This is a genomic window from Streptomyces sp. NPDC022910 (genome assembly GCF_055561075.1).
The window spans coordinates 272506-297660 of record NZ_JBVHHL010000003.1 but is presented as its reverse complement, the minus strand read 5'-3'; the positions used below and the strand labels follow the sequence as shown (position 1 = coordinate 297660).

At 69.4% G+C, this 25155-nt stretch carries 19 protein-coding genes and 5 pseudogenes; 13 read left to right on the top strand and 11 right to left on the bottom strand.

The window, feature by feature from the left end; genetic code table 11:
- Nucleotides 1-34: 34 nt before the first annotated feature.
- Nucleotides 35-1537 (bottom strand): DUF2079 domain-containing protein, encoded by a 1503-nt coding sequence (locus tag ACZ3TS_RS04740; protein ID WP_467613614.1) that lies wholly within the window; start codon nt 1535-1537, stop codon nt 35-37.
- 237 nt (nt 1538-1774) lie between these two features.
- Here ACZ3TS_RS04740 and rfbC point away from each other — a divergent pair.
- The 3 genes and pseudogenes from rfbC to ACZ3TS_RS04725 form a co-directional block, all read left to right on the top strand.
- A pseudogene (gene rfbC, locus ACZ3TS_RS04735) lies at nt 1775-2372 on the top strand (dTDP-4-dehydrorhamnose 3,5-epimerase).
- 309 nt (nt 2373-2681) lie between these two features.
- Nucleotides 2682-3299: a hypothetical protein gene (locus ACZ3TS_RS04730; RefSeq protein WP_467613613.1), complete on the top strand. Its 618-nt coding sequence runs from the start codon at nt 2682-2684 to the stop codon at nt 3297-3299.
- Between the two features lie 252 nt (nt 3300-3551).
- Nucleotides 3552-3677 (top strand): annotated as a pseudogene (locus tag ACZ3TS_RS04725) (NAD-dependent epimerase/dehydratase family protein); the annotation flags it as partial.
- 35 nt (nt 3678-3712) lie between these two features.
- On the opposite strand, the gene ACZ3TS_RS04720 reads toward ACZ3TS_RS04725, so the two are convergent.
- Entirely contained in the window at nt 3713-5185 is a 1473-nt protein-coding gene (locus tag ACZ3TS_RS04720; protein WP_467613612.1) for an IS3 family transposase, read from the bottom strand.
- On the opposite strand from ACZ3TS_RS04720, the gene rfbB reads away from it, so the two are divergent.
- The 3 genes and pseudogenes from rfbB to ACZ3TS_RS04705 all read left to right on the top strand — a co-directional run bounded on the left by rfbB (nt 5110) and on the right by ACZ3TS_RS04705 (nt 8023).
- Nucleotides 5110-6117: a dTDP-glucose 4,6-dehydratase gene (gene rfbB / locus ACZ3TS_RS04715; protein ID WP_467613660.1), complete on the top strand. Its 1008-nt coding sequence runs from the start codon at nt 5110-5112 to the stop codon at nt 6115-6117. The genes ACZ3TS_RS04720 and rfbB overlap by 76 nt on opposite strands.
- A pseudogene (rfbD, locus tag ACZ3TS_RS04710) lies at nt 6114-6894 on the top strand (dTDP-4-dehydrorhamnose reductase); the annotation flags it as partial. The gene rfbB and the pseudogene rfbD, both read left to right, overlap by 4 nt.
- A 38-nt stretch (nt 6895-6932) precedes the next feature.
- Nucleotides 6933-8023 (top strand): annotated as a pseudogene (locus tag ACZ3TS_RS04705) (IS630 family transposase).
- A gap of 437 nt (nt 8024-8460) precedes the next feature.
- Here the strand turns inward: ACZ3TS_RS04705 and ACZ3TS_RS04700 are convergent.
- The 5 genes from ACZ3TS_RS04700 to ACZ3TS_RS04680 form a co-directional block, all read right to left on the bottom strand.
- Nucleotides 8461-9660 (bottom strand): IS4 family transposase, encoded by a 1200-nt coding sequence (locus ACZ3TS_RS04700; RefSeq protein WP_467613611.1) that lies wholly within the window; start codon nt 9658-9660, stop codon nt 8461-8463.
- Between the two features lie 59 nt (nt 9661-9719).
- A complete protein-coding gene (locus ACZ3TS_RS04695; RefSeq protein WP_467613610.1) occupies nt 9720-10994 on the bottom strand; it encodes a glycosyltransferase in 1275 nt (424 codons plus the stop codon).
- Nucleotides 10991-11461: a tetratricopeptide repeat protein gene (locus ACZ3TS_RS04690; RefSeq protein ID WP_467613609.1), complete on the bottom strand. Its 471-nt coding sequence runs from the start codon at nt 11459-11461 to the stop codon at nt 10991-10993. The genes ACZ3TS_RS04695 and ACZ3TS_RS04690 overlap by 4 nt, the downstream gene beginning before the upstream one ends.
- Nucleotides 11462-12345: 884 nt before the next feature.
- Nucleotides 12346-12810, bottom strand: coding sequence for an SCO4983 family protein (locus tag ACZ3TS_RS04685; protein ID WP_467613608.1), 465 nt, complete (start codon nt 12808-12810; stop codon nt 12346-12348).
- 102 nt (nt 12811-12912) lie between these two features.
- On the bottom strand, nt 12913-14124 hold the full coding sequence (locus ACZ3TS_RS04680) for a pyridoxal phosphate-dependent aminotransferase (protein WP_467613659.1): 1212 nt from the start codon (nt 14122-14124) through the stop codon (nt 12913-12915).
- 127 nt (nt 14125-14251) lie between these two features.
- Between ACZ3TS_RS04680 and ACZ3TS_RS04675 the strand changes: the two genes are divergently transcribed.
- Together ACZ3TS_RS04675 and ACZ3TS_RS04670 are read left to right on the top strand one after the other, a co-directional pair.
- The gene (locus ACZ3TS_RS04675; protein WP_467613607.1) at nt 14252-15049 is read left to right on the top strand and encodes a hypothetical protein; all 798 of its coding nucleotides are present in this window, start codon (nt 14252-14254) and stop codon (nt 15047-15049) included.
- A 203-nt stretch (nt 15050-15252) separates the two neighbouring features.
- Nucleotides 15253-15399 (top strand): annotated as a pseudogene (locus ACZ3TS_RS04670) (serine protease); the annotation flags it as partial.
- 30 nt (nt 15400-15429) lie between these two features.
- Here the strand turns inward: ACZ3TS_RS04670 and ACZ3TS_RS04665 are convergent.
- Complete coding sequence (locus ACZ3TS_RS04665; protein WP_467613606.1) at nt 15430-17040, bottom strand: N-acyl-D-amino-acid deacylase family protein; 1611 nt, start codon at nt 17038-17040, stop codon at nt 15430-15432.
- Between the two features lie 10 nt (nt 17041-17050).
- Entirely contained in the window at nt 17051-18328 is a 1278-nt protein-coding gene (locus ACZ3TS_RS04660; protein ID WP_467613605.1) for an amino acid deaminase, read from the bottom strand.
- 209 nt (nt 18329-18537) lie between these two features.
- On the opposite strand from ACZ3TS_RS04660, the gene ACZ3TS_RS04655 reads away from it, so the two are divergent.
- The 5 genes from ACZ3TS_RS04655 (at nt 18538) to ACZ3TS_RS04635 (ending at nt 23069) form a co-directional block, all read left to right on the top strand.
- A complete protein-coding gene (locus tag ACZ3TS_RS04655) occupies nt 18538-19584 on the top strand; it encodes a sugar kinase (protein WP_467613658.1) in 1047 nt (348 codons plus the stop codon).
- Complete coding sequence (locus ACZ3TS_RS04650; protein ID WP_467613604.1) at nt 19581-20342, top strand: IclR family transcriptional regulator; 762 nt, start codon at nt 19581-19583, stop codon at nt 20340-20342. The genes ACZ3TS_RS04655 and ACZ3TS_RS04650 overlap by 4 nt, the downstream gene beginning before the upstream one ends.
- Entirely contained in the window at nt 20339-20749 is a 411-nt protein-coding gene (locus tag ACZ3TS_RS04645; protein ID WP_467613603.1) for a RidA family protein, read from the top strand. The genes ACZ3TS_RS04650 and ACZ3TS_RS04645 overlap by 4 nt, the downstream gene beginning before the upstream one ends.
- Before the next feature lie 131 nt (nt 20750-20880).
- Nucleotides 20881-22401 (top strand): GntP family permease, encoded by a 1521-nt coding sequence (locus ACZ3TS_RS04640; RefSeq protein ID WP_467613602.1) that lies wholly within the window; start codon nt 20881-20883, stop codon nt 22399-22401.
- Between the two features lie 68 nt (nt 22402-22469).
- Entirely contained in the window at nt 22470-23069 is a 600-nt protein-coding gene (locus tag ACZ3TS_RS04635) for a hypothetical protein (RefSeq protein ID WP_467613601.1), read from the top strand.
- A 216-nt stretch (nt 23070-23285) separates the two neighbouring features.
- Here ACZ3TS_RS04635 and ACZ3TS_RS04630 read toward each other — a convergent pair whose 3' ends face one another.
- Nucleotides 23286-24536 (bottom strand): hypothetical protein, encoded by a 1251-nt coding sequence (locus ACZ3TS_RS04630; protein WP_467613600.1) that lies wholly within the window; start codon nt 24534-24536, stop codon nt 23286-23288.
- Nucleotides 24537-24611: 75 nt separating this feature from the next.
- On the bottom strand, nt 24612-25127 hold the full coding sequence (locus ACZ3TS_RS04625; RefSeq protein WP_467613599.1) for a SigE family RNA polymerase sigma factor: 516 nt from the start codon (nt 25125-25127) through the stop codon (nt 24612-24614).
- Between the last annotated feature and the right edge of the window lie 28 nt (nt 25128-25155).

Sequence of the window (25155 nt, the reverse complement as noted above, 5' to 3'; positions counted from 1 at the left end):
GGCAGATGCCCCGCCGAACGACTTTGATGTCCGATCAGCCCCGGTGCTGCTGCGTCACCTCACGGCGATGCAGCACTACAAAGCCGTCCTGCTCCGCCACGAGGTCGTAGCCCTGACGGCGATCCTCCGCCAATCGCCGCTGTTCCGCTTCAGCGCTCAGCGGCTCACCCAGCCACTCCCGCTCATTACCCGGCACCCAGGTGTCCACCATGATCCACTGGGGGTTGGGGCGGCTGCCGTACGAGCCGTAGAGGCTGACGCTCGTACGGTTGGCGAGCTGGGGCACCAGATGGTTGGACGTCTGGACCGTGACCCCGTCGGGGATCTTGTCCATCAGACGACGGGCGACGGCGACCCGAGGATCGGTCCGCCAGGTGTCCGGCTGGACGAGCTGGAACAGGGCGAAGTTCGGAAGGATAATAAGGGTGATCGCGGCGGAGCCCGCGAGATAACGGCGCAGGCTGCGCTCGCTCGTCCCACGGCGGATCAGAGCGTCGACGAATGCCGCGAAGACGATCGGCATCAGGACGAGCGAGTAGTGGAAATCGGTACCCCAGTGCAGACCGTTGTTCGACGCGAAGCGCCACACCAGAGTCGGCACGGCGACCCACAGCAGTGGGGACCGCAGCGCCAGGAACACGGTGGGCGCCAGCACGAGTACGAAGGTCGACACCTTGGTCTGGGGGGTGATGAGACCGATCGTGCCCCGGTGGAGCAGATCCAGCAGACCGCCCGCACTGCCAGGGTTCTCCTCCACCAAGGACCAATAGGCGAAGGATCCGGTCGGGTTGAAGGCCGGCACAATCACGAGGAGCACCAGTGCTGATCCGGCGAGCCCGGCGGCAGCCGTGAGCAATCCGAGCCTGCGGTTGCCTCGCCGGGCGATGACGAGACCGATGACGAGGACCGTGAGTCCGAGGTCTTCCTTCACGAGCAGCAGGGGCAGAGCCCAGCACGCTGCGGCGGTCAGCCGTCCATTTCCGAGAGCGCTCAACGAGAACGCCAGGAGCGGAACGGCGAACGCCACTTCGTGGAAGTCGTAGCCGACCGCACTCGCGATTCCCCATGAGAGGCCGTAACAGGCACCGATCACGGCTGCGGCCGGGTCGCCCAGGGTCCGGCGTGCCCAAAGAGTCAGAGGGACGACGCTCACCGCGAGGAGCGCGGCCTGCACGACCAGAAGCGTGTCCGCTCCCCGCCATGCCCAGTAGAAAGGCACGACGAGCGCCAGGATGGGGGAGAAGTGATCCCCCAGGACGGGAAAGTCCTGCCCCTTCACTTCGGAGACCGGCAAGTGTCCTTCCGCGTACGAGCGGACCACCTGTTCGAAGATTCCCAGGTCATAACTGTCCGTCAGCATCCGTTGGTGAAGACGCAGCGATACCGCCGCGTACATCACGTACAGCGCTCCCGCCATGGCCCAGATCCACCAGGTGCCGTCGAGGCGACCTTTGCCCGGTGGTTCGGCCTCCGTCTTCTTGTCGAATGCCGTGTGCTGCGTCGGTACCGTTGCGCTCTTGGCGGGCGGAGCTTGCATCTGGGGCCCTTCAGGAAGCCGGGAGTGGCGGCATCAAGATGCCAGCACCAGGAGGTATTTCGTCTCGCTCAAACACCCGCGCAGCCAGAATCCACCGAATGGCCGTAAACCCCGGTCCCTCGTCGCCTCCATTGCCCACGGCGACGCGTCGCCCGCCGTCTGAAGTCCGGCTCCGGATGTCCCGAAACCCGGGGGTAGTGACGGGCAAGTGAGCTGCTTGGCGGAAGGAAGCGATCAGTGAGACCACTCGGTATCGAAGGGGCATGGGTGGACACACCGAAGGTGTTCACGGACAACAGGGGCCGATTCCACGAGTTGTTCCAGAGCCGCAGGTTCCACGATTCCATGGTCAGGGGCTTCAGCTAGAGCAGGCCAACTGCTCCCGCTCCGTTCGCGGCACTCTCCGCGGTATCCACTATGCGTCGGTCCCCCCGGGGCAGGCCAAGTACGTCACGTGCGTCAGCGGCGCCGTCCTGGACGTGGTCGTCGACATCCGCACCGCCTCCCCGAGTTTGGGGAGTGGGAGGCGGTTCGGCTCGACGACGCGACCCACCGCAGCGTCTACCTCTCGGAAGGGCTCGGCCACGCCTTCATGGCTCTGGAGGACGACTCGACCGTCGTCTACCTGTGTTCGCAGGGATATGCGCCCCAGCGCGAGTACGACATCAGTCCGCTCGACCCCGCGTTGGCCATTGACTGGCCCGAGGAGGTCGAACCGATCCTTTCCGACAAAGACGCCGCGGCGCCCACACTGGAGGAAGCCGAGCGGCGAGGCCTGCTGCCTTCCTTCCCGGACTGCGCCGCCTATCGCAGAAGTCTCCTGACCGGCGCCTGAAATGACTGCCCATCAGTAAACCCGGCTCTTGCGGCGAACCTTCGTGTCCCTGGCAAGGGGGAACAGCGAAGAAAGCGCCGAGGAAAGCGCGGGGAAAGTTCACTTGGGGCCGCACGGGTGATGTTCGCCTATGACACGGATGGGATCGTAAATCTTTCTGTTGTGTCGAGTGAAGACTGGCTCCGTCCGTAGCCCAGTGCGACGCGACACGCATGCGAACCAAGCGCACCGAGTGCGCACGCTTGCGGTCTGATCTCTGCCCAGTGAGGAAGGTTCTCTGTGAGCCGTAGAACGATCCGAAGTTCACGCGTGAAGTCCGTCACTCTGGTGACGGCCGGCGCGCTTGCGGTGGCACTCAACGTCGTCCCGAGCACGACGGCCATCGCCGACGCGATCCACAGGTCCGGCGGCGACGGCAGTGTGGCGCTCCCCGGGCCGAACGGCGCCGTGAGTGCCGACGGCGACAAGGACAAGGACAAGGACAAGGACAAGGACAAGGACAAGAACAAGCGGGGTCCGCAGGGCTTCCAGGGCGACCGGGGTCCGCAGGGCTTCCAGGGCGACCGGGGTCCGCAGGGCTTCCAGGGCGACCGGGGTAAGGACGGCGAGCGGGGTCCGCAGGGCTTCCAGGGCGACCGGGGCCCGCAGGGCTTCCAGGGTACCGCCGGTGCTGGGGTTAGCACTTACATCAAGACAGGTGCGCGGGTAACCACTTCGGACACCCCGTCGACTGCGTTCTGCGACGACGCCAACGACCAGATCACCGGCGGCGGATTCCTTAGCAACCCTCCTGGTGGCAGCCCCGGCCGCGTGATTCAGAGCCAACCGTTCAAGACCAGTCCGGTGGACGGGTGGCAGGCCACCGCCAACCAGCTCCCCGGCAACTCCTTCGTCCAGGCATTCGCGGTCTGTACCAGAGTGCCGTAAACCTCATGTGAGCGGCGATGCGGCGCTGGCTGACCGCTTCACCGGGACATGATCGACGGTGCCCCGAGGCTTCGGTCTCGCGGGCACCGTCCGCACGCTGTCCGCGCTCACGCCCTCAAGGAATGCGCCGCCGCGTCGCCCATGACGCGACCACTGGGGGGAAATCGGACATCACCCGACGGTCGATCAGAAAGAGGTCGACTTGACAACACCCATCTGCCTGGCGGGGCCGGCAAGAAAACTCGGAGAACCATGCGCATCCTTGTGACTGGCGGCGCCGGATTCATCGGTTCGGAATACGTCCGCCGACGGCTGGAATCGGACCCGGCAGCGCGGATCACCGTCCTCGACAAACTCACCTACTCGGGGGTCGAGGCGGAACCTGTCAAAGCGATCAAGGCAGGTAGGTCGTTCTAACGTTGCGCTGGTATCAGTGGGCCTGCTGGTGCCGGCTTGTTGATCCAGGCCGCTGCGGGGAGCTTTGGAGGCTCGGGTGGCTTGCGGACGAAGCGTTCGGGGTGCTTCGCATAGACCGCCTCCAGGACGTCGGCTCGCATCTCGCGGAGTTGTCCGGCGAGGCCGAAGTGCATGTCGTAGGGGGTGTGCAGGCCGATCCCGGAGTGCCGGTGCTCCGTGTTGTACCAGGTGAAGAACCGCTCGCACCACGTGCGGGCATCCTCCAGGGAGCCGAACCGTTCGGGGAAGTCGTGCCGGTATTTCAGGGTCTTGTACTGGCTCTCGCTGTAGGGGTTGTCGTTCGACGTCTTCGGGCGGGAATGCGACTTGGTGACGCCGAGAGTGGCCATCATCTGGGCGACGTTCTGCGCGATCATCGGGGACCCGCGGTCCGAGTGGATCGTCAACTTGCCTGGTTCGATGCCGTACTTGGCGATCGTCTCGGACAGGAAACGCTCCGCGAGGTCCTTGTTCTCGTGGGCGGCGATCATCCAGCCGACGGTGTAGCGGCTGAAGATGTCGATGATCGTGTAGAGGCAGTAGTAGACGCCCTTGACGGGCCCCTTCAGCTTCGTGATGTCCCACGACCAGACGCGGTTGGGGTCCTCGGCGACCAGCTCGGGGACGGTCCGGGGCGGGTGGACGGCCTGGCGGCGGCGTTCACGGACCTCGCCGCGCCGGCGCAAGAGCCGGTACATCGTCGACTCCGAACACAGGTAGACGCCACGGTCGAGGAGGACGGCGTAGATCTCGGCGGGGGCCATGTCGGCGAACTCCGGGGAGTGCAGCACGTCCAGGACCCGCATCTCCTCCTCGGGCGACAGTGCCCGGGGATGCCGGCGCCGTTCTGGCCGCGGCCGCTGGGGGGCGGAGCTCTGGCGGTGGTGGCGGTAGTAGGTGGCCCGGCTCACGCCGAGCGCCGCACACGCCTGGACCCGTCCGACCACCGTAGTGAGCTCCTCGAGGGCCTGGTCGCGGACGGTGTCGAACACCGCGGCCGCGAGCTGGGCTTGGGTCACTGGTCCTTCTCGCCGTTCCGGGTCGGGGCGCTGTCCGTGGCGAACTGGTCGAGCAGCGCGGAGAGTTTTCCCTGCACCTCGATGACGGTGCGGGCCTTGGCCAGATCGGCTTCCAGGCGGGCCTTCTCCGCCTTGAGCTTCTCGATCTCCTTGTCCCTCGGGTCCGCCTTCGGGCGTCCCGCCGGGGCGGCGAGCGCGTCCAGGGCCCCCTTTGTCCCGCTGCTGCCGCCACGTCGTGATCAGCGACGAGTACAGGCCTTCTCGCCGCAGCAGAGCGCCCTTGCCCTTCTTATCCAGCCTCTCGTACTCCGCGAGGATCCTCGCCTTGTACTCCGCTGTGTACCGGCGCGGGCCGGTCGAACGGGCTTCTACCTGCGGATCAGGGGTCCCGTGGTCGTTGGTACTGGCCACCTGGGCACTACTCCCTCTCCGCCCTCGACTCAATGAATCATCCAGTATGCCTGACTCGGTCTACTTTGACAGAGAGGGAGGCGAATCTGGCGCCGGTGGCGGAACGCGCGGGCTACACCTTCGTCCAGGGCGATATCTGTGACCCGGACGTGGTCGACCAAGTGTTGGCGGGGCACGACACAGTGGTCCATTTCGCCGCCGAGTCGCACGTGGACCGGTCGATCGACGGCGCCGGTCCGTTCGTCCGCACCAACCTGATGGGCACGCAGGTTCTCCTGGACGCGGCCCACCGGCACGGCGTAGGCCGCTTCGTCCACGTTTCCACCGACGAGGTGTACGGATCGATCAGGCAAGGCTCATGGACCGAAGGGTGGCCCCTGACCCCGAACTCCCCGTACTCCGCCTCGAAGGCCGGCTCCGACCTGCTGGCGCTCGCCTACCACCGCACTCACGGCCTGGACGTCGTGGTCACCCGGTGCTCCAACAACTACGGGCCGTACCAGTTCCCCGAGAAACTCATCCCGCTCTTCATCACCAACCTGATCGACGGCAAGACGGTCCGTCTGTACGGAGACGGCCGCAACATCCGCGACTGGCTGCACGTCTCCGACCACTGCCGGGGCATCGACCTCGTCCTGCACGGCGGCACGGCCGGGGAGGTCTACAACATCGGTGGCGGCACGGAGTTGACCAACCACAAGCTCACCGGCCTGCTGCTGGACGCGATGGGCGCGGGCTGGGACCGGGTCGAGTACGTGGCCGACCGCAAGGGCCATGACCTTCGCTACTCGCTGGACGGCAGCAAGATCCGCGAACACCTCGGCTACGCCCCGGAGGTGGACTTCACGGAAGGCCTGGCTGCCACGGTCGCCTGGTACCGCGCACACCGCTCCTGGTGGGAGCCGCTCAAGACGAGGGCCGAGCTGCGATGACCACGAGCTGGCTGGTGACCGGTGCACTGGGGCTCCTCGGTCAGGAAGTGCTTGCCGAGCTCGCCGCTGATCCTGACAGCGTGGTGACGGGACTGAGCCGCGGCCAGCTGGACATCACCGACCCGACAGCCGTGCGTGCGGCGGTCGCAAGCCACCGAGTGGTCGTCAACTGCGCTGCCTGGACGGACGTCGACGGCGCCGAACGGTCCGAGGAGGCGGCCACGGCCGTCAACGGCACGGGCGCCCGCCACCTCGCAGACGCCTGCGCAGACAGCGGCGCACTCCTGCTGCACATCTCGTCCGACTACGTCCTCCCTGCTGACTCCCGTCGGCCGTACCCCGAAGACGCGCCGACGGAGCCCGTCAACGCCTACGGGCGCAGCAAACTGGCGGGCGAGCGGGCAGTAACCGAACTGCTGCCACACACCGGCTACATCGTTCGCACCGCCTGGCTCTACGGCGCGCACGGCTCCAACTTCGTGGCGACCATGCTCGAACTCGCCACCCCGTCACGAGACCCTGGACGTGGTGGCCGACCAGCACGGTCAGCCGACCTGGTCCCGCGCGCTCGCCCGGCAGCTCGCCGCCCTCGGCCGCGCCGCGCTGTCCGGGCGGGCGCCGGCAGGCATTTACCACGGCACGGCGGCCGGTCACACCACGTGGTGCGGCCTGGCGCGGGAGACCTTCCGACTCAGCGGCCTCGACCCGGAGCGGATCCGCCCGGTCGGCACGGAGAAGTTCCCGCGACCGGCTGCCCGCCCGACGTTCGGCGTACTAGTGTCCTGCGCCTGAAATTTGTCAGGTAAATTGGTCCTGTGGCGAGGACGGGACGGCCGAAGGCCGAGTTGATACTGACGGACGACGAGCGGACGACGCTGACCAGGTGGGCCCGTCGGGCGAAGTCGTCACAGGCTCTGGCGTTGCGATGCAAGATCGTGCTGGCTTGCGCCGACGGCGCGTCAAACGCCATGGTTGCGAGGGAGCTTGGGGTGCACCCGGACACGGTCGGCAAGTGGCGAGGGCGGTTCGTGGCCCGGCGGCTTGAGGGACTCGTGGATGAGGAGCGGCCGGGTCGGCCGGCGTCCATCACGCTGGACCAGGTCGAGGAGGTGCTGGTGGCCACGCTGGAGGAGACCCCGAAGAACGCCACGCACTGGTCGCGGGCCTCGATGGCGAAGAAGTCCGGGCTATCGAAGTCCACCATCGGCCGGATCTGGCGGGACTTCGGCCTCAAGCCGCACCTGGCCGACACCTTCAAGCTCTCCACCGACCCGCTGTTCGTCGAGAAGGTCGTGGATGTCGTCGGGCTCTACCACAACCCGCCCGAGAAGGCGGTGGTTCTCTGCGTCGATGAGAAGTCCCAGGTCCAGGCGCTGGACCGGTCGCAGCCGGTGCTGCCGATGATGCCGGGGATGCCCGAGCGGCGCACCCACGACTACGTCCGGCACGGCACCACCACCCTGTTCGCCGCCTTCAACATCGCCGACGGGACCGTCATCGGCGAGACGCACCGCCAGCACCGCGCCGCGGAGTTCAAGAAGTTCCTGACTGCCATCGACAAGACCGTGCCCGAGGGGCTGGACGTCCATGTGGTCTGTGACAACTACGGCACCCACAAGACACCGGCGATCAAGGCGTGGCTCGCCAGGCACCCCCGGTTCCACATGCACTTCACCCCGACCGGCAGCTCATGGATCAATCAGGTCGAGCGATGGTTCGGCTTCCTGACCGACCAGATGGTCCGGCGCGGCGTCCCAAAAGCGTGCAGAGCCTGGAGAAGGACATCCGCGCCTGGATCAAGGACTGGAACGAGGACCCGAAGCCCTTCGTATGGACCAAGACCGCCGAAGAGATCCTCGACTCCCTCACGCGATATCTCCGGCGAATTTCAGGCGCAGGACACTAGGTCACGGCAACTGGCTGCGGGCCGGCCTCGTCCCCCTCGCACGGTGGGACGACCAGCTGACCGCGGCCCTGAACACGCCCGCCTTCGCCGCGCTGGCCGCCGCGGCGCGAACGGGTAGCGACATCTGAACGCATGAGGCGCCCTACGGGATGGTCCCGCAGGGCGCCTCATGCGTTGAACGCCTAGACCCAATGCCGCTGTTTTAAGCCGTGGCCTTGGGTTTTCGCTTGGTCGGGGCGGTTTTGGACGCGGGAACGATGGTGACGGCGTCGGCCGGCGGGGCGGCGGGCTGGGGCCAGGTGCGGTGGTGGGCGCGTTTGAGGCCCCAGTTGGACATCTTGCGCTTGACGACGCGGGGGAACGCGCGAAGTCTGCGGACCGGTAAGAGGCGTCGGGCGATCTCGGCGAGGGTGCGGTCCCAGGCAGCGGCCAGCCGCTCAGGGGGAAAAAGCCGCCTGGGCGGGGACCTGGCGGCGCACGACGCGCAGGGAGCGGGTGAAGGACAGCCGGTCGGGGTCGGTCCCGGCCCGGTCTGCGGCCTGGTGCATGACCTGGCGCACGGCGTGATGGACGAGGAGGAAGCCGTAGACCTCCTGCTCGACGCCGTCGGGGTATCTGGAGCGCAGGACCACGTCCGGGCCGCGCTGGTGGACCTTGATCTCGTCCAGCACCCCTTCCACCTCCCACCGCTCGTGATACAAGGCCGCCAATTCGGCCGCCGGCGCCTGTTCCGGATCCAGGATCGTGGTGATCAACCGGATCGGGCCGGCCTCCTCGTGCCCGGCGACGGTGTACTCCACCACCCGCACCAACTGCCCGTGCACGCGGCGCTTGTCCCGGGCCGCGTAGATCTCCGACAGGTACGAGCCGTCCGCGTACTGCTCGCGCACCACCAGCACGACATCCGATTTGACCCGCCACAGCAGATCCGCGCCCGTCGCGGCGGCGGCCTTCCACCGGTCATAGCCGGGGAAGTTGCGGTCGGCGAGCAGCAGCATCCCCGGCTGAAGGTGCGGCAGCAGGGTGTCGGCGAGCACCGTCTCAGCCACCGTGCACGGCCCAGTGGCCGCGGCGAACACCGCATGCGTGCCGCACTCGGCCAGCACCACCAGCCGCACCTGCGGAAACGCGCTCTTCTTGTCCCCACGCCCGGACCCCGGCCGCCCGAAGAACGCGTCGTTGTCGGGGGTGTCCGCCACATCCAGCGTGGTGCCGTCCACCGCCACCACCCGCCGGCCCCGGTACCAGGCACCGATGGTCTCCCGCGTCGCCACTGGCTGGCACACCCGCGCGAACAGGGCCCTCAGCGGCTCCGGGCCGAGCCGGGCCCGCGCCCGGGAGATCGCGCCAGTGGACGGCACTTCCCACCTTCCCCGCCACCGGCCGGCCCAGGCCAGGCCCTCCGCCAGCAGCCGCGCGACCTCCTCATACGCCTGCCCCGAGAACAGACACATCGCCAGCACGAAGTAGACCGTCACCCGCGCGGGCAGCAGCCGATGACGCTGTTCAGCCCGTCCCGTCTCGGAAATGACCTCGTCGACCAACTCCGCCGGAAACACCCGCGTCAACACGCCCAACGCGATGCGATCCGACAGCCGCTCCTCAACCGGCGGCTTCACCTGCCCAGCCCGTGGCACCAGCACCCCTCCCGGCCACAAGCTACAAGCTGATCAACCCAAAGTCAGCGGCATTGCGCCTAGACCAGCAGCAGTCCGCCGCACCGCGCGGCGCCCTCCTTCATTGCGATGAGGTTGGCGACTACGTACGAGATGTCGTGCTCGGCGTGCCACTGGGTCGGGAAGTAGGTGACCAGCCGGGAACTCTGGAACTTCGCCTCGATCTCGGGCACGGAGGCGCGGTACTGATTGTCCGTGTAGTACGAGAACGATCTTTCGTTGTAGTAGGCGACGCTCGTCGGGTGCTCGAACGCGCCACGACCGTCCGAACTGGGCGTCATGGTGAGGAGCATCCCGCCTGGGGCCAGCAGCCGGTACAACTCGTTGACCAACGGCACCTTGTCGGGCACGTACTCGAGGAATTCCACCGCGCGGATCAGGCCGACGGATGCGTCCGGCAGGTCCAGCTTCCCCGGCAGGGCCGCGACGATGTCCACCCCCTTGCCCGGCTGCCGGTCCACGCCCAGGTAGCCAGGCGGTTTCCGGTTCGCCGCGCCCAGGTCCAGCGCGATCAGCCCACGCCGCGCGCACCAGGCGAGGGCGTTGGCCTCAATGTACTTGTCGTACAGAGCGACCGTCTCGCGTTGGATGTACGCGTTGATCTGCGGGTCCCGCTGAGTGTTCGCGGCGTGAACCCGCTGCAGGTACAAACAACGAGGGATGTGGTGGAAGTCACCGACATGGAACAGACGGCACATCAGGTCCTGGTCATCCAGGACCGTACGCGTGGCGTCGTACCCGCCGGCCTTCTCGTAGCTCTCCTTGCGGAACGCGCGTACGTGGTTGGGCGCGTACCAGATGTAGGCGACGTTGTGCGGTGTCGGCGCCATGGAGATGACGCGCAGCAGCTTGCGGCCGTCGACGCGCACCTCCTCGTACGTCCAGCCGTACCGCTCGTCCCAACGGGAGTCGTCCCACTTCCCGTCCTCGGTGATCTGCGCGGTGTCGCTGTAGACGAAGACGGCCTCCGGGTGGGCGTCGAACGCCTTGCCGAGCTCAGCGAGGCATGCCTTCGCCAGGAGGTCGTCGTGGTCGAGTTCCACCAGGATCTCGCCGCGCGCCAGTTCACAGGCTCTGCGCTTCGCCGCACCGACGCCGCGGACGCCGTCCGCGATCTCCACACGGACCCGCTCGTCGGGTCGCTCGGGCTGCCACCGGGCGCCGTTGTTGAGCAGGACGATCCACTCCCAGTCCGGACAGGTCTGCGCCTGCAGGGTCGCCAGGCACTCATCGAGAAAACGGGGCTGGTGGCTGGGGGTGAAGACGGAGAACCTCGGTGTCGCGGTCGACGTCATCTGGGGTTCCCTGCGTTGCTCGACGTGGGTGAGGGGCTCACGGAATCCCGGAATCCCTGCGGTACGTTGGGAAGGAGCGAGGGATTTTCCGCGACAGCGCGACTGAACTCGTCCTTGGCCTCGTCGTCGCGTTTCTGCTCCGCCAGGAGGAGCCCGAGTTGCATACGAACCGAAGCCGCCTTCGGTTCGGCGCCAACGGCACGCTTCAGGAGTTCGATGGCCCGTTCGGAGTCGCTCGACTTTAGTAGGAGCGCCTCGCTGTAGAGAGCCGACATGAATGACGGATCGATCTTCAGCGCCTTCTCGAAGGACGTATGGGCATCGGCCGTGTTGCCCAACTGCTGGGCGACAGTCCCCAGGCTGTACCAGGCGAACTTGTTTTGAGGGTCCAGTGCCAGCACGCGCCGGTAGGTATGGGCAGCTCGAAGGAAGTCTTGGCGTTGCTGCTGCTCAAGGGCGTCCTGCATGAGCAGGGTTGCCTCCTTGGTCCTGTCGTCCAGCGACCGGGCCTTGGATTCCGGGGGTGCGACCGACTGGGACTGATTCGTCCAGACGGTCACCCCCGTGACAACCGCTGCCGCGGTGACCGCCGTAGCTGCGAGCCCTGTCCACAATGTTCTACGTTTCACTTGGCCACATCTCATGGAGTCGGTGAGGGAAACGACAGATTCGGCTGATCCCAGGTTTCCGGCACGGATGAGACTTCGGCGGTGCCGGCACTAACCGGAGTCCGAACGTCCCTCATCTTCACCAAAGTTACGAGTAGGTCCAGATGGCGCCGCCAGTCGTCAGTAAGTCGGGGCGCACAGACCACCCGAATGTACGCATCAATGAAGCGGTTTGCCGAAACCGACGTCGTGAACTTCGCGCTGTCATCGGGTTATTGGGACAGCTGCTCAAGAATTCGTCGGACTTTCCTCGTCGCGTGGCCGTGAGTGGCTGAATACCGTCCGATATCGGGCCTTTGCTGCCGTGGAGTTGGATAGACCTGTGAAGTCAACGCTCCATCTGAATATGATCGTCAAGGGTGACGGTTCGGTGATCCGGTCGGCATCCTGCACGAGTACTATGACTGCGCTTAGCGGTTCACTCTGGAGGCTCTCGAAGGTGGTGCCCACATCCTCATCGTCGGCGGCGGGATGCGCGACAGGGAGGCGAGGAAGTCTGGCGCGCCTGTGCCGTGCCAACGGCCAGCGCTGGCTGCTTGCCTACATGTTTGCGCGGCGGGCGGCGCGGATTCCCGCAGCACCCCAGCGCCCACTGCACGTTCGTGGCGCCCGGTCCGCGCGTCGCTGCGGGTGCACGCGGACCGGGGCCGTCCGAGGGGGCCGCTCGTCGCGGCCCGGAGGGATCAGCCGGCGGCGATGGGCGCCCGGGGCCCGGCCAGCGCGGCGGTGTGCGCGTCCATGCGTTCGGCGGACAGGATCGCCGCGGCCGTGTCGGCGCGGGACGCCGCGACCACCAGGGCACGGCCCGCCAGCGCGTGGGCGCGCCGGTGCAGTTCCATGACCCGCGACGCGTCGCCGTGTGCAGCTCGTGCCGCACGGGTCGGCGGCACTCCTCCCCCAAGCTCTCGGCTGCGCTCGGGCAGGGGGGACCCCCATCGCAGCCGTGCCACCTGGCAGGCCAGTCGCTCGGCGGCCGTATCCAGCTCCCCGGAGGGCTCCAGCGCGCGCAGCTCGTCCGTCACCGCGAGTAGTGCCGCCAGATGGCCCGCGAGCTGGATGTCCAGCTCCTCCTCGCGTGAACGGTGCGGGAAGTCGGGGGTGGTGCCGGCCCTCGTGTGGACCGACTTGGTGCGGATCGGTTCGTACATGGGACGGCCTCCTGTGCTCTGACAGGAAACCATCCTAGCTTGGATTTCGTCTAAAGTTGAGCCGGATCGCACAACGTGTGCACCGAACACGCACGGTGAGCTTCAGGGCTGGCTGTAGCCGTCCAGGAAGTCCCCTATGCGGGTCATCGCCGATGTCAGGTCCCCCACGGTCGGCAGTGTCACCACCCGGAAGTGATCGGGCTCCGGCCAGTTGAAGCCCGTCCCCTGCACGACCATGATCTTCTCGCGGCGCAGCAGGTCCAGGACCATCTGGCGATCGTCCTTGATCTTGAAGACCCTGGGGTCGAGGCGGGGGAAGAGGTACAGCGCCCCCTTCGGCTTGACGCATGACACACCCGGGATCTGCGTGAGCAGCTCGTACGCCGCGTCCCGCTGCTCCTTCAGGCGCCCGCCCGGCAGTACCAGCTCGTTGATCGTCTGACGGCCGCTGAGCGCCGCCACCACACCGTGCTGACCCGGCATGTTCGCGCACAGTCGCATGTTGGCGAGGATGGTCAGCCCCTCGATGTACGACGCCGCGTGCGCCAGGGGGCCCGAGATCGACATCCAGCCCACCCGGTATCCCGCCACCCGGTACGCCTTCGACATGCCGTTGAAGGTGAGGGTCAGCAGGTCCGGGGCCACCGCCGCCGTCGGCGTGTGTGTCGCGCCGTCGTAGAGGATCTTGTCGTAGATCTCGTCGGAGCAGACGAGGAGGTTGTGCCGGCGCGCGATGTCCGTCAGGCCGCGGAGCACCGCCTCGTCGTAGACGGCGCCCGTCGGGTTGTTGGGGTTGATGATGACGATCGCCTTGGTGCGGTCGGTGACCTTCCGCTCCACGTCAGCGAGGTCCGGCATCCAGTCCGACTGCTCGTCGCAGCGGTAGTGCACGGCCGTACCGCCCGACAGCGACACGGCGGCCGTCCACAAGGGGTAGTCGGGGGCCGGCACGAGTACCTCGTCGCCGTCGTCCAGCAGGCCCTGCATCGCCATCACGATCAGCTCGGAGACGCCGTTGCCGATGAAGACGTGCTCGACGTCCGTCTCGATGCCGAGGGTCTGGTTGTGCATCACGACCGCCCGGCGGGCCGCGAGCAGGCCCTTGGCGTCGCCGTACCCGTGCGCCGTCGAGACGTTGCGCAGGATGTCCTCGAGGATCTCGGGCGGGCACTCGAAGCCGAAGGCGGCCGGGTTGCCGGTGTTGAGCTTGAGGATGCGGTGGCCCGCGGCCTCCAGTCGCATGGCCTCCTCGAGAACCGGGCCCCGGATCTCGTAGCAGACGTTGGCGAGCTTCGTGGACTGGATCACCTGCATGTTCGTGAGCTTACGGCCGCGTACCGCCTCGCGCCCCGTGTTTTCCACCACGTGGGGCACGGTGGGTTTGAGCGGTTATCGACGGTAACTGCCCCACGGATCACTCCCGCCCCTAAAATGCACGCCCATGGCATGGGAGCAGGGGCACGACGGCGGGGCCGACGGGGCGAATGCCGCGAACGGTGCGGGGGGTGGGTACGCCACGGAGGGGGCACACCCGGCGAACGGTGGCCCACAGGGTCCCCCGAACGTGTACCACCCGAATGCCGCGACGGAGCCCGAGTACGAGCAGTACAACGACCCCGCGGCCGCCCATGGCTGGCAGAACGCCTACGACGAGACGCAGAAGCTGCCCCCGATCCCCGATGTCCCGGTCCCCGATGCCCCGGTCCCCGATGCCCCGGTCCCCGATGCGCCGGCCCCCGTGACGCCCCGGCCGGAGGCCGGCTCGCGCCGGCAGGCGCGGCTCGCGCAGCGCCGCTCCGGGCTGCCTCGCCGGGCGGCCGTCGCCGTCGGCGCGCTGGGCGCCGTGGGCATCGCCGTCGCGCTCGCCGGCGGCTTCGGTTCCGGCTCCTCGGGCGCGCCGGGTGATGCCGGCGAGCCCGCACGGCCGAAGGCCGCGCCGTCCTCGTCGCCGGCGCTGACCACCCCGTCCGCGTCGGACGCGGACGGGTCCGCCGCCGCCTCCTCGTCCGTCGCCGCACAGCCGCCCAGTACCCGCGAATCGTCGGCGGCCGCCAAGGTGTCGCCGACGGCCGCCGCCTCCCGGGCCGCCTCCCCGGCGACCAGTTCCGCGCCCGCCTCCTCCTCCCCGGCGCCCACCAGCCAGAGCCCCTCCGCCACCGCGGGCGACGGCGGCTGGGGTGACGGTGACTGGCAGGGCAGGCCGGGCCATGGGCACGGGCCCACCAAGAGGCCCAGGTAGCCGAGCCTGCCGCAAGGCGGCCGGCGGCTGCCGTGAGGGTGCCGCCGGTCCGTCCCGTATGCGTGGGCACCGCGGCGGTCCCAGCAGCCGCCTGAAGCGGCCGAAAACCGCTCCTTGCCCCCGTACGCCCCACTGCTGACAATGCGCATGACAAACCAGGGAGGGCAGGGAGACCTCCGGTCCTCCCCGTCATCCAGAGGGGACACCCCTGCGAGGTCGACGCGAGCGGCAACGTGAACGTCCGTCAGAGCAGCAACTACGCCGAGGAGACGTACCAGATCCCCGCCTGCTTCGGCACCGGCAACAAGCTGAACCTGAACGCCAGCGGCTGCGTCCTGCCAAAGCCGTAGCATCCGGCGCCGAAGGCGCGGGGCGGGCGGTCACACCGGAGTCCGGCGGACCGCCCGCCCGGCGAGGACGTCCGTCCTGCGCCCGTCCTCGATCGCGAAGCGGCCGTCGACCAGGACGTACGGGATGCCCGTGGGAAGGGTGCGCGGCCGCTCGAAGGTGGCGCCCGCGGCCACCGTGGCCGGGTCGAAGAGGACCAGGTCCGCGCGGTGTCCCTCACGGACCAGGCCGCGGTCCGGCAGCCGCAGCCGGGCCGCCGGCCGCGAGGTGAGGTGGGCGACGCACTCCTCCAGCGACAGCACTCCCAACTCCCTCACATACCGGCCGAGATAGTGCGGGAACGCGCCGTAGGCGCGCGGGTGCGGTTTCGTCCCCTGGAGGATGCCGTCCGAGCCGCCGGTGTGGACCCGGTGGCGCATGATCGCCCGCACGTTCTGCTCATGGCCCACGTGCTGCAGGATCGTGGGGCCGAGCCGGTCCTCGACCAGCAGCCGCCGGGCTGTCGTCCACGGGGCCTCGCCGCGCAGGTCCGCCGACTCCTGGACGGTCCGGCCGATGTAGGCGGCGAGCCCGGGCCCGCTCACCCCGGAGATCTCGATCGTGTCCCACTCGATGGGGACGCCATGGCAGCCGTCGGCCCCGGTGACCTCCATGTCGTGCCGGATCCGCTCGGCAACCGCGTCGTCGGCGAGCCGCGCGAGGATCTCCTCGGGGCCGCCCTCGCTCGCCCAACTGGGCAGCATCGCGGCCAGCGTCGTCGAGCCCGGGGTGTAGGGATAGGTGTCCAGCGTGATGTCCGCGCCCGCCGCGAGCGCCGCGTCCAGCAGGGACAGCAGTTCGGGGGCGCGGCCCTTGTTCACGCCGAAGTTCATGGTGGCGTGGGCGAGGTGCAGCGCACAGCCGGCCTCGCGGGTCAGGGCCACCATCTCCTCGTAGGCCCCGAGGGCGCCCGCCCCGTACGAGCGGTGGTGCGGGCAGTAGTAGCCGCCGTAGGAGGCCACCACCCGGCACAGGTCGGCCAGTTCGGTGTCCGGGGCGTACATGCCGGGCGTGTAGGTGAGCCCGGACGACATGCCGACGGCGCCCTGCTCCATCCCCTCCGCGACCAGTCGCCGCATCTGGTCGAGCTCCTCGGCCGTCGCCTCCCGGTCCTCCCAGCCGACGGCCAGCATCCGGACCGTGCCCTGCGGGATCAGATACGCGGCGTTGACCGCGATGCCCTCGTCCAGACGGTCCAGGTACTCGCCGACGGACCGCCAGGTGAAGTCGATGTCGTCGCCGTACCCGTTCCAGCCGGTGATCGCGCGGCGCACCTCGGCGAGCGTACGGTCGTCGACCGGGGCGTACGACAGCCCGTCCTGCCCGACGACCTCGAGCGTCACGCCCTGCGCGACCTTGGCGCTGTGGTCCGGGTCGCGCAGCAGGGCCAGGTCGCTGTGGGCGTGCATGTCGATGAAGCCGGGGGAGAGGACCAGGCCCTCCGCGTCCAGCTCGCGGCGGGCCTCGGGGCGCTGGCAGCCGGCCGTCGCGGCTTCCTTGACGATGGAGACGATCCTGCCGTTGTCGACGACCACGTCGGCGCGGTAGGCGGGTTCCCCGCTGCCGTCCACGACGTCGGCGTCCCGGATGACGAGCTCTTCCACGCCGGATCTCTTAGAAGAACGTACGGATGTAGTCGACGACCGTGCCGTCCGCATCGGCCACCGGGATCAGCTGCCACTTGTCGAAGGACGTGCACGGATGGGACAGGCCGAGCCCGATCCAGTCGCCGACCTCGACGTCCGCTTCGGGGGCCGTACGGAGCCAGGCGTGCTGGTCGGAGAGGGCGGTCACCGAGACGCCCGTGGCGGGCCGTTCCTCGCCGTCCCGGCGCACCACCTGGACGAAGGGCAGGTCCAGGTCATACGCCGCGTCCCGCTTGCCCGCGTTGGCGAAGGCCTGCTCCGGGGAGGGGCGGGAGACCACCTGGGCCCACAGGCGGAACGCCGGCTCCAGCCCGCCCTCCTCCGGGACGCGGGTGAACGGGGTGAGCCTGCGGTAGTGACCGTCGTCGTGCGAGACATAGGCGCCCGAGCGCAGCAGCTTCAGCACCGGTGCGGAGAGTTCCGGGATGTCCGCGAAGACGTCCGCCACCGCGTCGAACCACGCGCTGCCGCCCGCGCTCACCACGATCTCGCCGAGACCGGCGAATCGGCCCGCCTTGTCGAACTCCACGGCCAGCGCGGTGAGCCGGCGCAGCCAGGCGCGTACCCGGTCCGGGTCCGCCTGCGGCACCTCGCCCTCGTACCCCGCCACGCCCACCAGCCGCAGGGTCCGCGTCGCCGCCACGGCGTCCGCGACCGCCGCGCACTGCTCCTCCGTGCGCGCGCCGGTCCGGGCGCCCTCACCGGCCGCCAGTTCCACGACCACGTCGATCCGGCGCGCTGTCCCCTTCAGCGCCGCGTCCATCAGCTCCACGCCGCGTACCGAGTCGACGTAGCAGATGAAGCGGAACTCCTCGTCCGCGGCGAGCTCCGCGGCGAGCCCGCGAAGGGCCGCCGGGTCCACGAGCTCATTGGCGAGGAAGACCCGCTGGATGCCGAACTCCCGTGCCACACGCACCTGGTGGGGGACCGCGAGGGTGATGCCCCAGGCGCCGTGCTCGATCTGGCGGTGGAAGAGCTGGGGTGCCATGGACGTCTTGCCGTGCGGGGCGAAGGCGAGGCCGTGGCGGGCCGCGTACGTCTCCATGAGGCGGACGTTGTGGTCCAGCCGCTCGGCGGACAGGGCGAGGACCGGAGTGGTGAAGCCGCCGGTGAAGAGATTGCGGCACTCGGCCGCCAGTTCGGCGAGTGTCAGGCCCTGGGCGTCCGGCGGGAGGCCCTTGAAGCGGTGGTCGACGCGTTCCGCCCCGAGGGCGGCGAGGCGTTCTGCGACGGTGGCTGCGTCCATGGGGCCTCCTTGAGGTCGACCATTGCAGCATGTGCAACGGTCGTTGCGTGTCTCGCTTGCTGCTGTCTAACATCCCGGCCAACATGCGGTCAACGGAGTCGCCGTGACCGTTCCCGAGCTTGTGCCCCCGCTCGAGCAGGGGCACCCCCGTCCGACGAGGAGCCACCACCATCGTGACCGCCAACGGCCTGCCCACCGCCCCGGACGCCATGGACACCGTGGACGTCGTCGCGCTCGGCGAGTCCATGGTCACGTTCCTGCCGTCCCGGCCGGGGCGCCTCGCCGACGTGCCGTCCTTCGAGCGGGGGATCGGCGGCGCGGAGTCCAACGTCGCCTGTGTGCTGGCGGCCGCCGGGCACTCGGCGCGGTGGGTCAGCCGGGTCGGGGCGGACGGCTTCGGAGACCACCTGGTCGAGGCCATCGGGGCGTACGGCGTCGACGTCGCGTCCGTACGGCGTGATCCGGCGCGGCCCACCGGCATCTACTTCCGCACGGCGGGGGACCGGGCGACCGACGCCCACGAGGTGGCGTACTACCGGGCGGGATCGGCGGCCTCGGCGATGGCGGTGGAGAACGTCGACCTGGACGCGGTGCGCTCCGGCCGGGTGCTGCACCTGTCCGGGATCACGGCGGCGCTCTCGGGTGGCTGCCTGGATCTGCTGCGGGAGCTGACGGCGCCCCGGGCGGGGCGTCCGCTCGTCTCCTTCGACGTCAACCACCGCCCCGGGCTGTGGCGTGACGCCGACGGGCCCCGGGTGCTGCTGGAACTGGCCCGCGGAGCCGACATCGTGTTCGTCGGGGACGACGAGGCCCGGCAGGCGTGGGGGCTGCACGGCGCCCGCGCGATCCGGGAGGCGCTGCCGGAGCCGGAGATCGTGGTCGTCAAGCAGGGCAGGGGCGGGGCGACGGCGCTCGACAAGGACACCGACGGCCTGTGCGAGGACGCCACCGGTACCGCCACCTCCGTACCCGCCCTGAACGTGGACATCGTGGCCGCCGTCGGTGCCGGGGACGCCTTCGCCGCCGGCTTCCTCTCCGCCACCCTGCGCGGCCTGCCCGTCCGCGACCGCCTCCGCCACGGCCATCTCATGGCCGCCGCCGCCCTCACCGTCCCCGGTGATCTCGCCGCCCCTCCCGCGCGTGACCACGCCGACCGTCTGGCCGCACTCGACGAGGCCGGGTGGGGGACACTTCGACTCAGCCCCGGCTGGTCCGAAGCCGACGCACGGGCCGAGGAGGAGGTACGTACACCATGAGCCAGACCGTCGACCGGGCGCTGAGCATTCTGCCGCTGCTCGCCGAGGGACCCGCCGATCTCGGACAGGTCGCGGACCGGCTCGGGGTGCACAAGTCCACCGCCCTGCGGCTCCTGCGCACCCTGCACGAGCACGGCCTGGTGTACCGCCAGTCCGACCAGCGCTACCGCCTCGGCGCCCGCCTCTTCGCCCTCGCCCAGGAGGCCGTGGAGAACCTCGACGTCCGCGAGATCGCCCATCCTCACCTCGTCCGCCTCAACGAGGAGTGCGGGCACACCGTCCACCTCGCCGTCTACGAGGAGAACGAGGTCCTCTACATCGACAAAGTGGAGAGCCGCTACCCCGTGCGGATGTACTCGCGGATCGGGAAGCCGGTGGCCATCACGGTCGCGGCCGTCGCCAAGCTGCTGCTCGCCGATCTGCCCGAGCCCGAGCGCCGCGCGGTCGTGGAGAAGCTCGACTACCCCCTGTACACGGCCCGTTCGACACCGAACCCGGCCGTCTTCCTGAAGGAACTGGCGATCGTGCGCGAACAGGGCTGGGCCACCGACCTCGGCGGCCACGAGGAGTCCATCAACTGCGTCGCCGCCCCCATCCGCGGCGCCGACGGGCGGGCCGTCGCGGCCATGTCGGTCTCCGCGCCCAATGTCGTCGTCACCGCCGACGAACTCCTCACCCTGCTTCCGCTGGTGCGCCGTACCGCGGCCGCCATCAGCCGGGAGTACTCCGGCAACACACCAGCAAAGGACGCCGTATGACGGACAAGATCGCCCTGACGCCGAAGACCCACACCATGCCGCCCGCCAGGTTCTCGCACGGAGTGAAGAGGGGGAACATCCTCCAGGTCGCCGGCCAGGTCGGCTTCCTGCCCGCCGAGGAGGGCAAGCCGCCCACGCCCGCGGGCCCGACGCTGCGCGAGCAGACCCTCCAGACCCTCGCCAACGTCAAGTCGATCCTTCAGGAGGGCGGCGCCTCCTGGGACGACGTGATGATGATCCGCGTCTATCTGACCGACGTGGACCACTTCGCCGAGATGAACGAGATCTACAACTCCTACTTCGAGGAGCAGGGCCTCACCCAGCCGCCCGCCGCCCGGACCACCGTCTACGTGGGTCTCCCGGCCGGCCTCCTCATCGAGATCGACGCGCTGGCCGTCCTCGGCTGACGCGGCGTCCGCCCCCCCCGCACCTCCGTACGCCGTCACGGTGCGGCGCCCCCCACCCCCGGGGTGCCGTGCCGCGATCCCCCCTGCCCGAAAGCTCCATGGCCTTACGAGAAGCAAGAGGTCTCCCTGTCATGCCCATGCCCTTCCTGGCCGCCACCGGAACCCCTCCGCCCCCGCCCCACACCGGCGGCCTGCTCGCCCTCGTCCACGGCACCGCCGGTCTGCTCACGGTCGCCGCACTCGGTATCGCGCTGCTGCTCGTCCTGATCATCAAGCTGCGGCTCCAGCCCTTCGTGGCGCTGCTGGCGGTCTCCATAGCCGTCGGCCTCGGCGCGGGCCTGTCGGTCACCGAACTCTTCGGCACGGTCCAGCGCTCGGACGCCGTCTCCCTCATCGAGTCGGGCATGGGCGGCACCCTCGGCCACGTCGCCATCATCATCGGCCTGGGCACGATGCTCGGCGCGGTCCTCGAAGTCAGCGGCGGAGCCGAGGTGCTGGCGTCCCGGCTGCTGGGCCTGTTCGGCGAGCAGCGAGCCCCCCTCGCCATGGGCCTGACCGGTCTGATCTTCGGTATCCCGGTCTTCTTCGACGTCGGCATCTTCGTGCTCGCGCCGATCGTGTACGCGGCCGCCAAACGCCCCCAAGCTCTCGACTCCGCTCGAGCAGGGGGGACCCCCACGGGCAAGTCGATCCTGCTCTACTGCCTTCCGCTGCTCGCCGGCCTGTCGATGACCCACGCCTTCCTGCCGCCGCACCCGGGCCCGGTGGCCGCCGCCGGTCTGCTGAAGGTCGACCTCGGCATGGTCATCCTGATGGGCATCGTCTGCGGCATCCCGGCGGTGCTGGCCGCGTGGGCGTGGTCGGCCTGGATCGGCAGGCGGATCTTCGTGCCCGTTCCGCAGGACATGGTCGAGGCGGCGGAGGAGGCGAAGGCCGCTCTCGCGCTGGAACAGCGGGCGGCCGGCGTCACCCCGCCGGAGAAGCCGGTGCCGCTCGCCACGGTCTTCGCGATCATCGGTACGCCCCTGGTCCTCATCCTCCTCGCGACGTTCTCCTCGATCGCCTTCGACCCGTCGACCGGTCGGTCCGTGATCGAGTTCGTCGGCCACCCGTTCGTGGCGCTGACGATCGCGCTGCTGCTGGCGTACTACCTGCTGGGCATCCGCCGAGGCTGGTCCCGCAAGTCCCTGGAGACGGTGTCCACCGCCTCCCTCAAGCCGGTCGGCAACATCCTGCTGGTGGTCGGCGCGGGCGGCATCTTCGGCGCGGTCCTCAAGGGCAGCGGGGTCGCGCAGGCCCTCTCCGACACCTTCCATGACGTCGGCCTGCCGGTGATCGTCCTCGCGTACCTGATCTCGCTCGTCCTGCGCGTGGCCCAGGGCTCGGCGACGGTGGCGATCGTCACGACGGCGGGCATCGTCGCCCCACTGCTGTCGGAAGGCCACCACTCCCAGGCCTTCGTCGCCCTGGTCATCATGGCCATCTCGGCCGGTTCCATCTTCGCCTCGCACGTCAACGACGGGGGCTTCTGGATGGTGGCGAAGTACTTCGGCATCAGCGAGCGCGACACGCTGCGGACGTGGACGGTGCTGGAGTCGGTGCTGTCGGTGGCCGGGTTCGCGGCGGCCGCCGTGGTGAGTGTCTTCGTATAGCGAAGATTCGTATAACGATGCCGGGGCTGGCTGTGTCCGGCACAGGATCTTCGACCATACTGCCCGCTGTGGAGCAGCGCATTGGTTCGAGCAGCCAGCCCCTGGACGGCGCCGGTATGGACCCGGCCTTCATTCCCGGGCTCATCTCACCCGTGTCCGGCGAACCCGGGGACGCCAAGCCGGAGGACCCGGAGTCCGGGGTCGTGACCCAGGAGACCGCCTCCGACGGCGCGGTTTCCGGCACCCCGGCCTCCGAGGAGAAGCCGGCCGGGGAGGAGGAGCCCGCCGAGGAGCCCGAGGAAGAGCCCGCCGAGGAGCCCGAGGAGGAGTCCCCGGCGGAGTCCGAGCCAGAGGGCCCCGTCTTCGAGGCCTCCGACCGCCGTGCCCGGATCGTCGCGGACCACAGCGGCGTACAACTCCGCCTGGACGATCAGGAGTGCGAGTTCCGCTGGGACGAGATCGGTGCCGTGGAGACGGAGACCTCGCGCTTCGGCAAGCGGTTCACGGTGACCGTGCACACGCGGGAACGCCGCTGGTACCCGATCGAGATCGAGGCCGATTCCCGCTCTCGCTTCCAGGAGTGGGAGGCACGGCTCGACGAGGTCCTGGACGCCTACTTCGAGGACGGCGGGAACAAGCCCGCCGTCCTCGAGGAGGCCGACGACTGATCCGGGCCGTCAGCTGCAGTACTGCGCCGCCTTCCCGATGGAGCGGTACATGCAGTCGGCGTTCTCCAGCCCGGCCGGACCCGCCGAAGGCGTCCTCGCGAGGATGTGCGGGCGGTGCCTCCCGCCGATCCGGCACAGTTCGGGGCGTCTTCGCAGGCGTCGGACGAGGAAAGGGCCCCGGCGTTCACCCGCCGGGGCCCTTTCGGTTGCCGTGCGTCAGCCCAGCGTGCGCCACTTCGCGCTGGTGGCGATGGCTTCCAGCTGCTTCATGGTGAGCACCGGGACCGTACGCGTCGCGGACGTGTGCTGGGTGCCGGAGTTGAAGGCGCTGATCACCACCCGGAAGCCGCCGGGCCGAATGGTGTCCACGGTCCACATGACGACCCCCTGTCCGCCCTTCTCACCGGGCCCCTGGTGCGTGGCGACCTTGGTGCCGTCGGGCAGGGTCTTGGCGCCGTCGCCGAAGAGCTGGCCCTCCACGTCCGACATGTCGGGCTGGACGTTGACCTGGACCAGGCTCGCGCCCTTTCCGTCGTCGAGGACGGCATATCCGAACCCGGCGTCCGCACCGCTCTTCGAGACGACCTGGAGCCCCTTGGGCAGCAGCGAGACCAGTGTCTTGGAGACGGAGCCGCCGGGGACGCCCTGCGTTGCGCCCGGCTCGGCCGACGGCGTCCCGGGGCGCACAGGGATGGCGTCGGCGGCGGCACGCCACTCGGGTGCGCTGACGAGCGTCCTCAGCTGGGAGGCCGACAGCGGAGGCGCGTCCCGGGTGATGGGCGCGTCCTTCTCGGCGGGCGAGTTCCACTCCTGAAGGCTGATGTGCTGCCCGGACGGTGTGACGAGTTCGGCGTTCCACATCTTCGTGTCGACGCGGCGGTCCGGATACTCGTATCCCTGCAGGACCATGAGTTTGGAACCGTCGGACAGCGTGGTGCTGGTGCAGGCGTCGTACGCGATGAACACCTTGTCCGGGCACTGGGTGCTCTGAACGGCCTCCTGACCGCCGGCCGGGACCCGGGCGAGCGAGAGGGCGATGCCGGCTTTGCCCTTGCCGTCGTCGTACACGACCCGGGCGAGCGGGAGCCGCTTGTCGTTCGTACCCCGCCCCTCCTCCTGGCTGAAACGCCCCTCGGGCAGCAGCTTCTTGAGGGTGCTGACGAGTTGTGCGCCCGACACGGTGGTCCGCGGCGCGGCCGAGGCGGCGGGGGTGGACCGACCGGCGGCCACGGACCGCTGCTGTCCGTCCGCGCCGTGACCGCCGGGCAGGAGCATCGCCGCGCCGAGCCCCACCAGCGCGACGCCGGCCGCGCCGCCCACGACGGCGGCCCGGCCGCGCCGGATCCGCCGGGCGCGCTCCTCGCCGCCGACGACGAGGGCGTGCCGGTCGGGCTCGAAGGTGTCGCCGGCCTGCCGCAGGGCCGAGGCGAGCTGGTCCTCGAAGAGGTCGTGGTCTTCTACGGGCATGGCGAACCGCCTTTTCTGCGGGTGGGGCAGGGGCAGGGGCAGGGGCAGGGGCAGGGGCGGGGCGGGGCGGGGTGGTCAGGGTGTCGCGTACTCGCTGATGGCGCCGCCGAGGAGGGAGCGCAGCCGGGCGAGTGCGCGGACGCAGCGTGTGCGCACGGCGGCCGAACTGGTGTTCATCGCGGCGGCGGTCTCCTCGATGCTGCGGTCCTCCCAGTAGCGCAGGACGACCACGGCCCGGTCCTTGGCGGGCAGCCGGCCGAGCGCCTCGAGCAGGGTGAGCCGCAGCGGCATGTCACCGGGCGTGTCCTGCACGGGGGCGTCGGGGAGCACGTCGGTGGCGCGCTCCTTGCGGCTGCTGTGCCGCCGCTGGTGGGCGAGGAAGGTACGGGTGAGGATGGTCTGGGCGTAGCCGGCGGGGTTGTCGACGCGGGAGATCCGGCCCCAGCGGAGGTACACCCGGCCGAGGGTCTCCTGGACGAGGTCCTCGGCGAGATGGGTGTCGCCGCCGGTCAGCAGGCAGGCGGACCGGTACAGATGCCCGGCACGTGCCGCCGCGAACTCCGGGTATCCCTCGCTCCGGTCCTGCCGCATCTCTTCCCCCGGTCTCTCGGTGTCTTCC

Bases quoted from the DNA above. Each gene is read 5' to 3' on its own strand.
- ACZ3TS_RS04685 (WP_467613608.1), bottom strand. From the start codon at position 12,810: ATGTACGAACCGATCCGCACCAAGTCGGTCCACACGAGGGCCGGCACC.
- ACZ3TS_RS04695 (WP_467613610.1), bottom strand. From the start codon at position 10,994: ATGACGTCGACCGCGACACCGAGGTTCTCCGTCTTCACCCCCAGCCAC.
- ACZ3TS_RS04645 (WP_467613603.1), top strand. From the start codon at position 20,339: ATGACGGACAAGATCGCCCTGACGCCGAAGACCCACACCATGCCGCCC.
- ACZ3TS_RS04680 (WP_467613659.1), bottom strand. From the start codon at position 14,124: ATGCAGGTGATCCAGTCCACGAAGCTCGCCAACGTCTGCTACGAGATC.
- ACZ3TS_RS04625 (WP_467613599.1), bottom strand. From the start codon at position 25,127: ATGCGGCAGGACCGGAGCGAGGGATACCCGGAGTTCGCGGCGGCACGT.
- ACZ3TS_RS04640 (WP_467613602.1), top strand. From the start codon at position 20,881: ATGCCCATGCCCTTCCTGGCCGCCACCGGAACCCCTCCGCCCCCGCCC.
- ACZ3TS_RS04650 (WP_467613604.1), top strand. From the start codon at position 19,581: ATGAGCCAGACCGTCGACCGGGCGCTGAGCATTCTGCCGCTGCTCGCC.
- ACZ3TS_RS04690 (WP_467613609.1), bottom strand. From the start codon at position 11,461: ATGCAGGACGCCCTTGAGCAGCAGCAACGCCAAGACTTCCTTCGAGCT.
- ACZ3TS_RS04675 (WP_467613607.1), top strand. From the start codon at position 14,252: ATGGCATGGGAGCAGGGGCACGACGGCGGGGCCGACGGGGCGAATGCC.
- ACZ3TS_RS04655 (WP_467613658.1), top strand. From the start codon at position 18,538: ATGGACACCGTGGACGTCGTCGCGCTCGGCGAGTCCATGGTCACGTTC.
- ACZ3TS_RS04630 (WP_467613600.1), bottom strand. From the start codon at position 24,536: ATGCCCGTAGAAGACCACGACCTCTTCGAGGACCAGCTCGCCTCGGCC.
- ACZ3TS_RS04740 (WP_467613614.1), bottom strand. From the start codon at position 1,537: ATGCAAGCTCCGCCCGCCAAGAGCGCAACGGTACCGACGCAGCACACG.
- ACZ3TS_RS04660 (WP_467613605.1), bottom strand. From the start codon at position 18,328: ATGGACGCAGCCACCGTCGCAGAACGCCTCGCCGCCCTCGGGGCGGAA.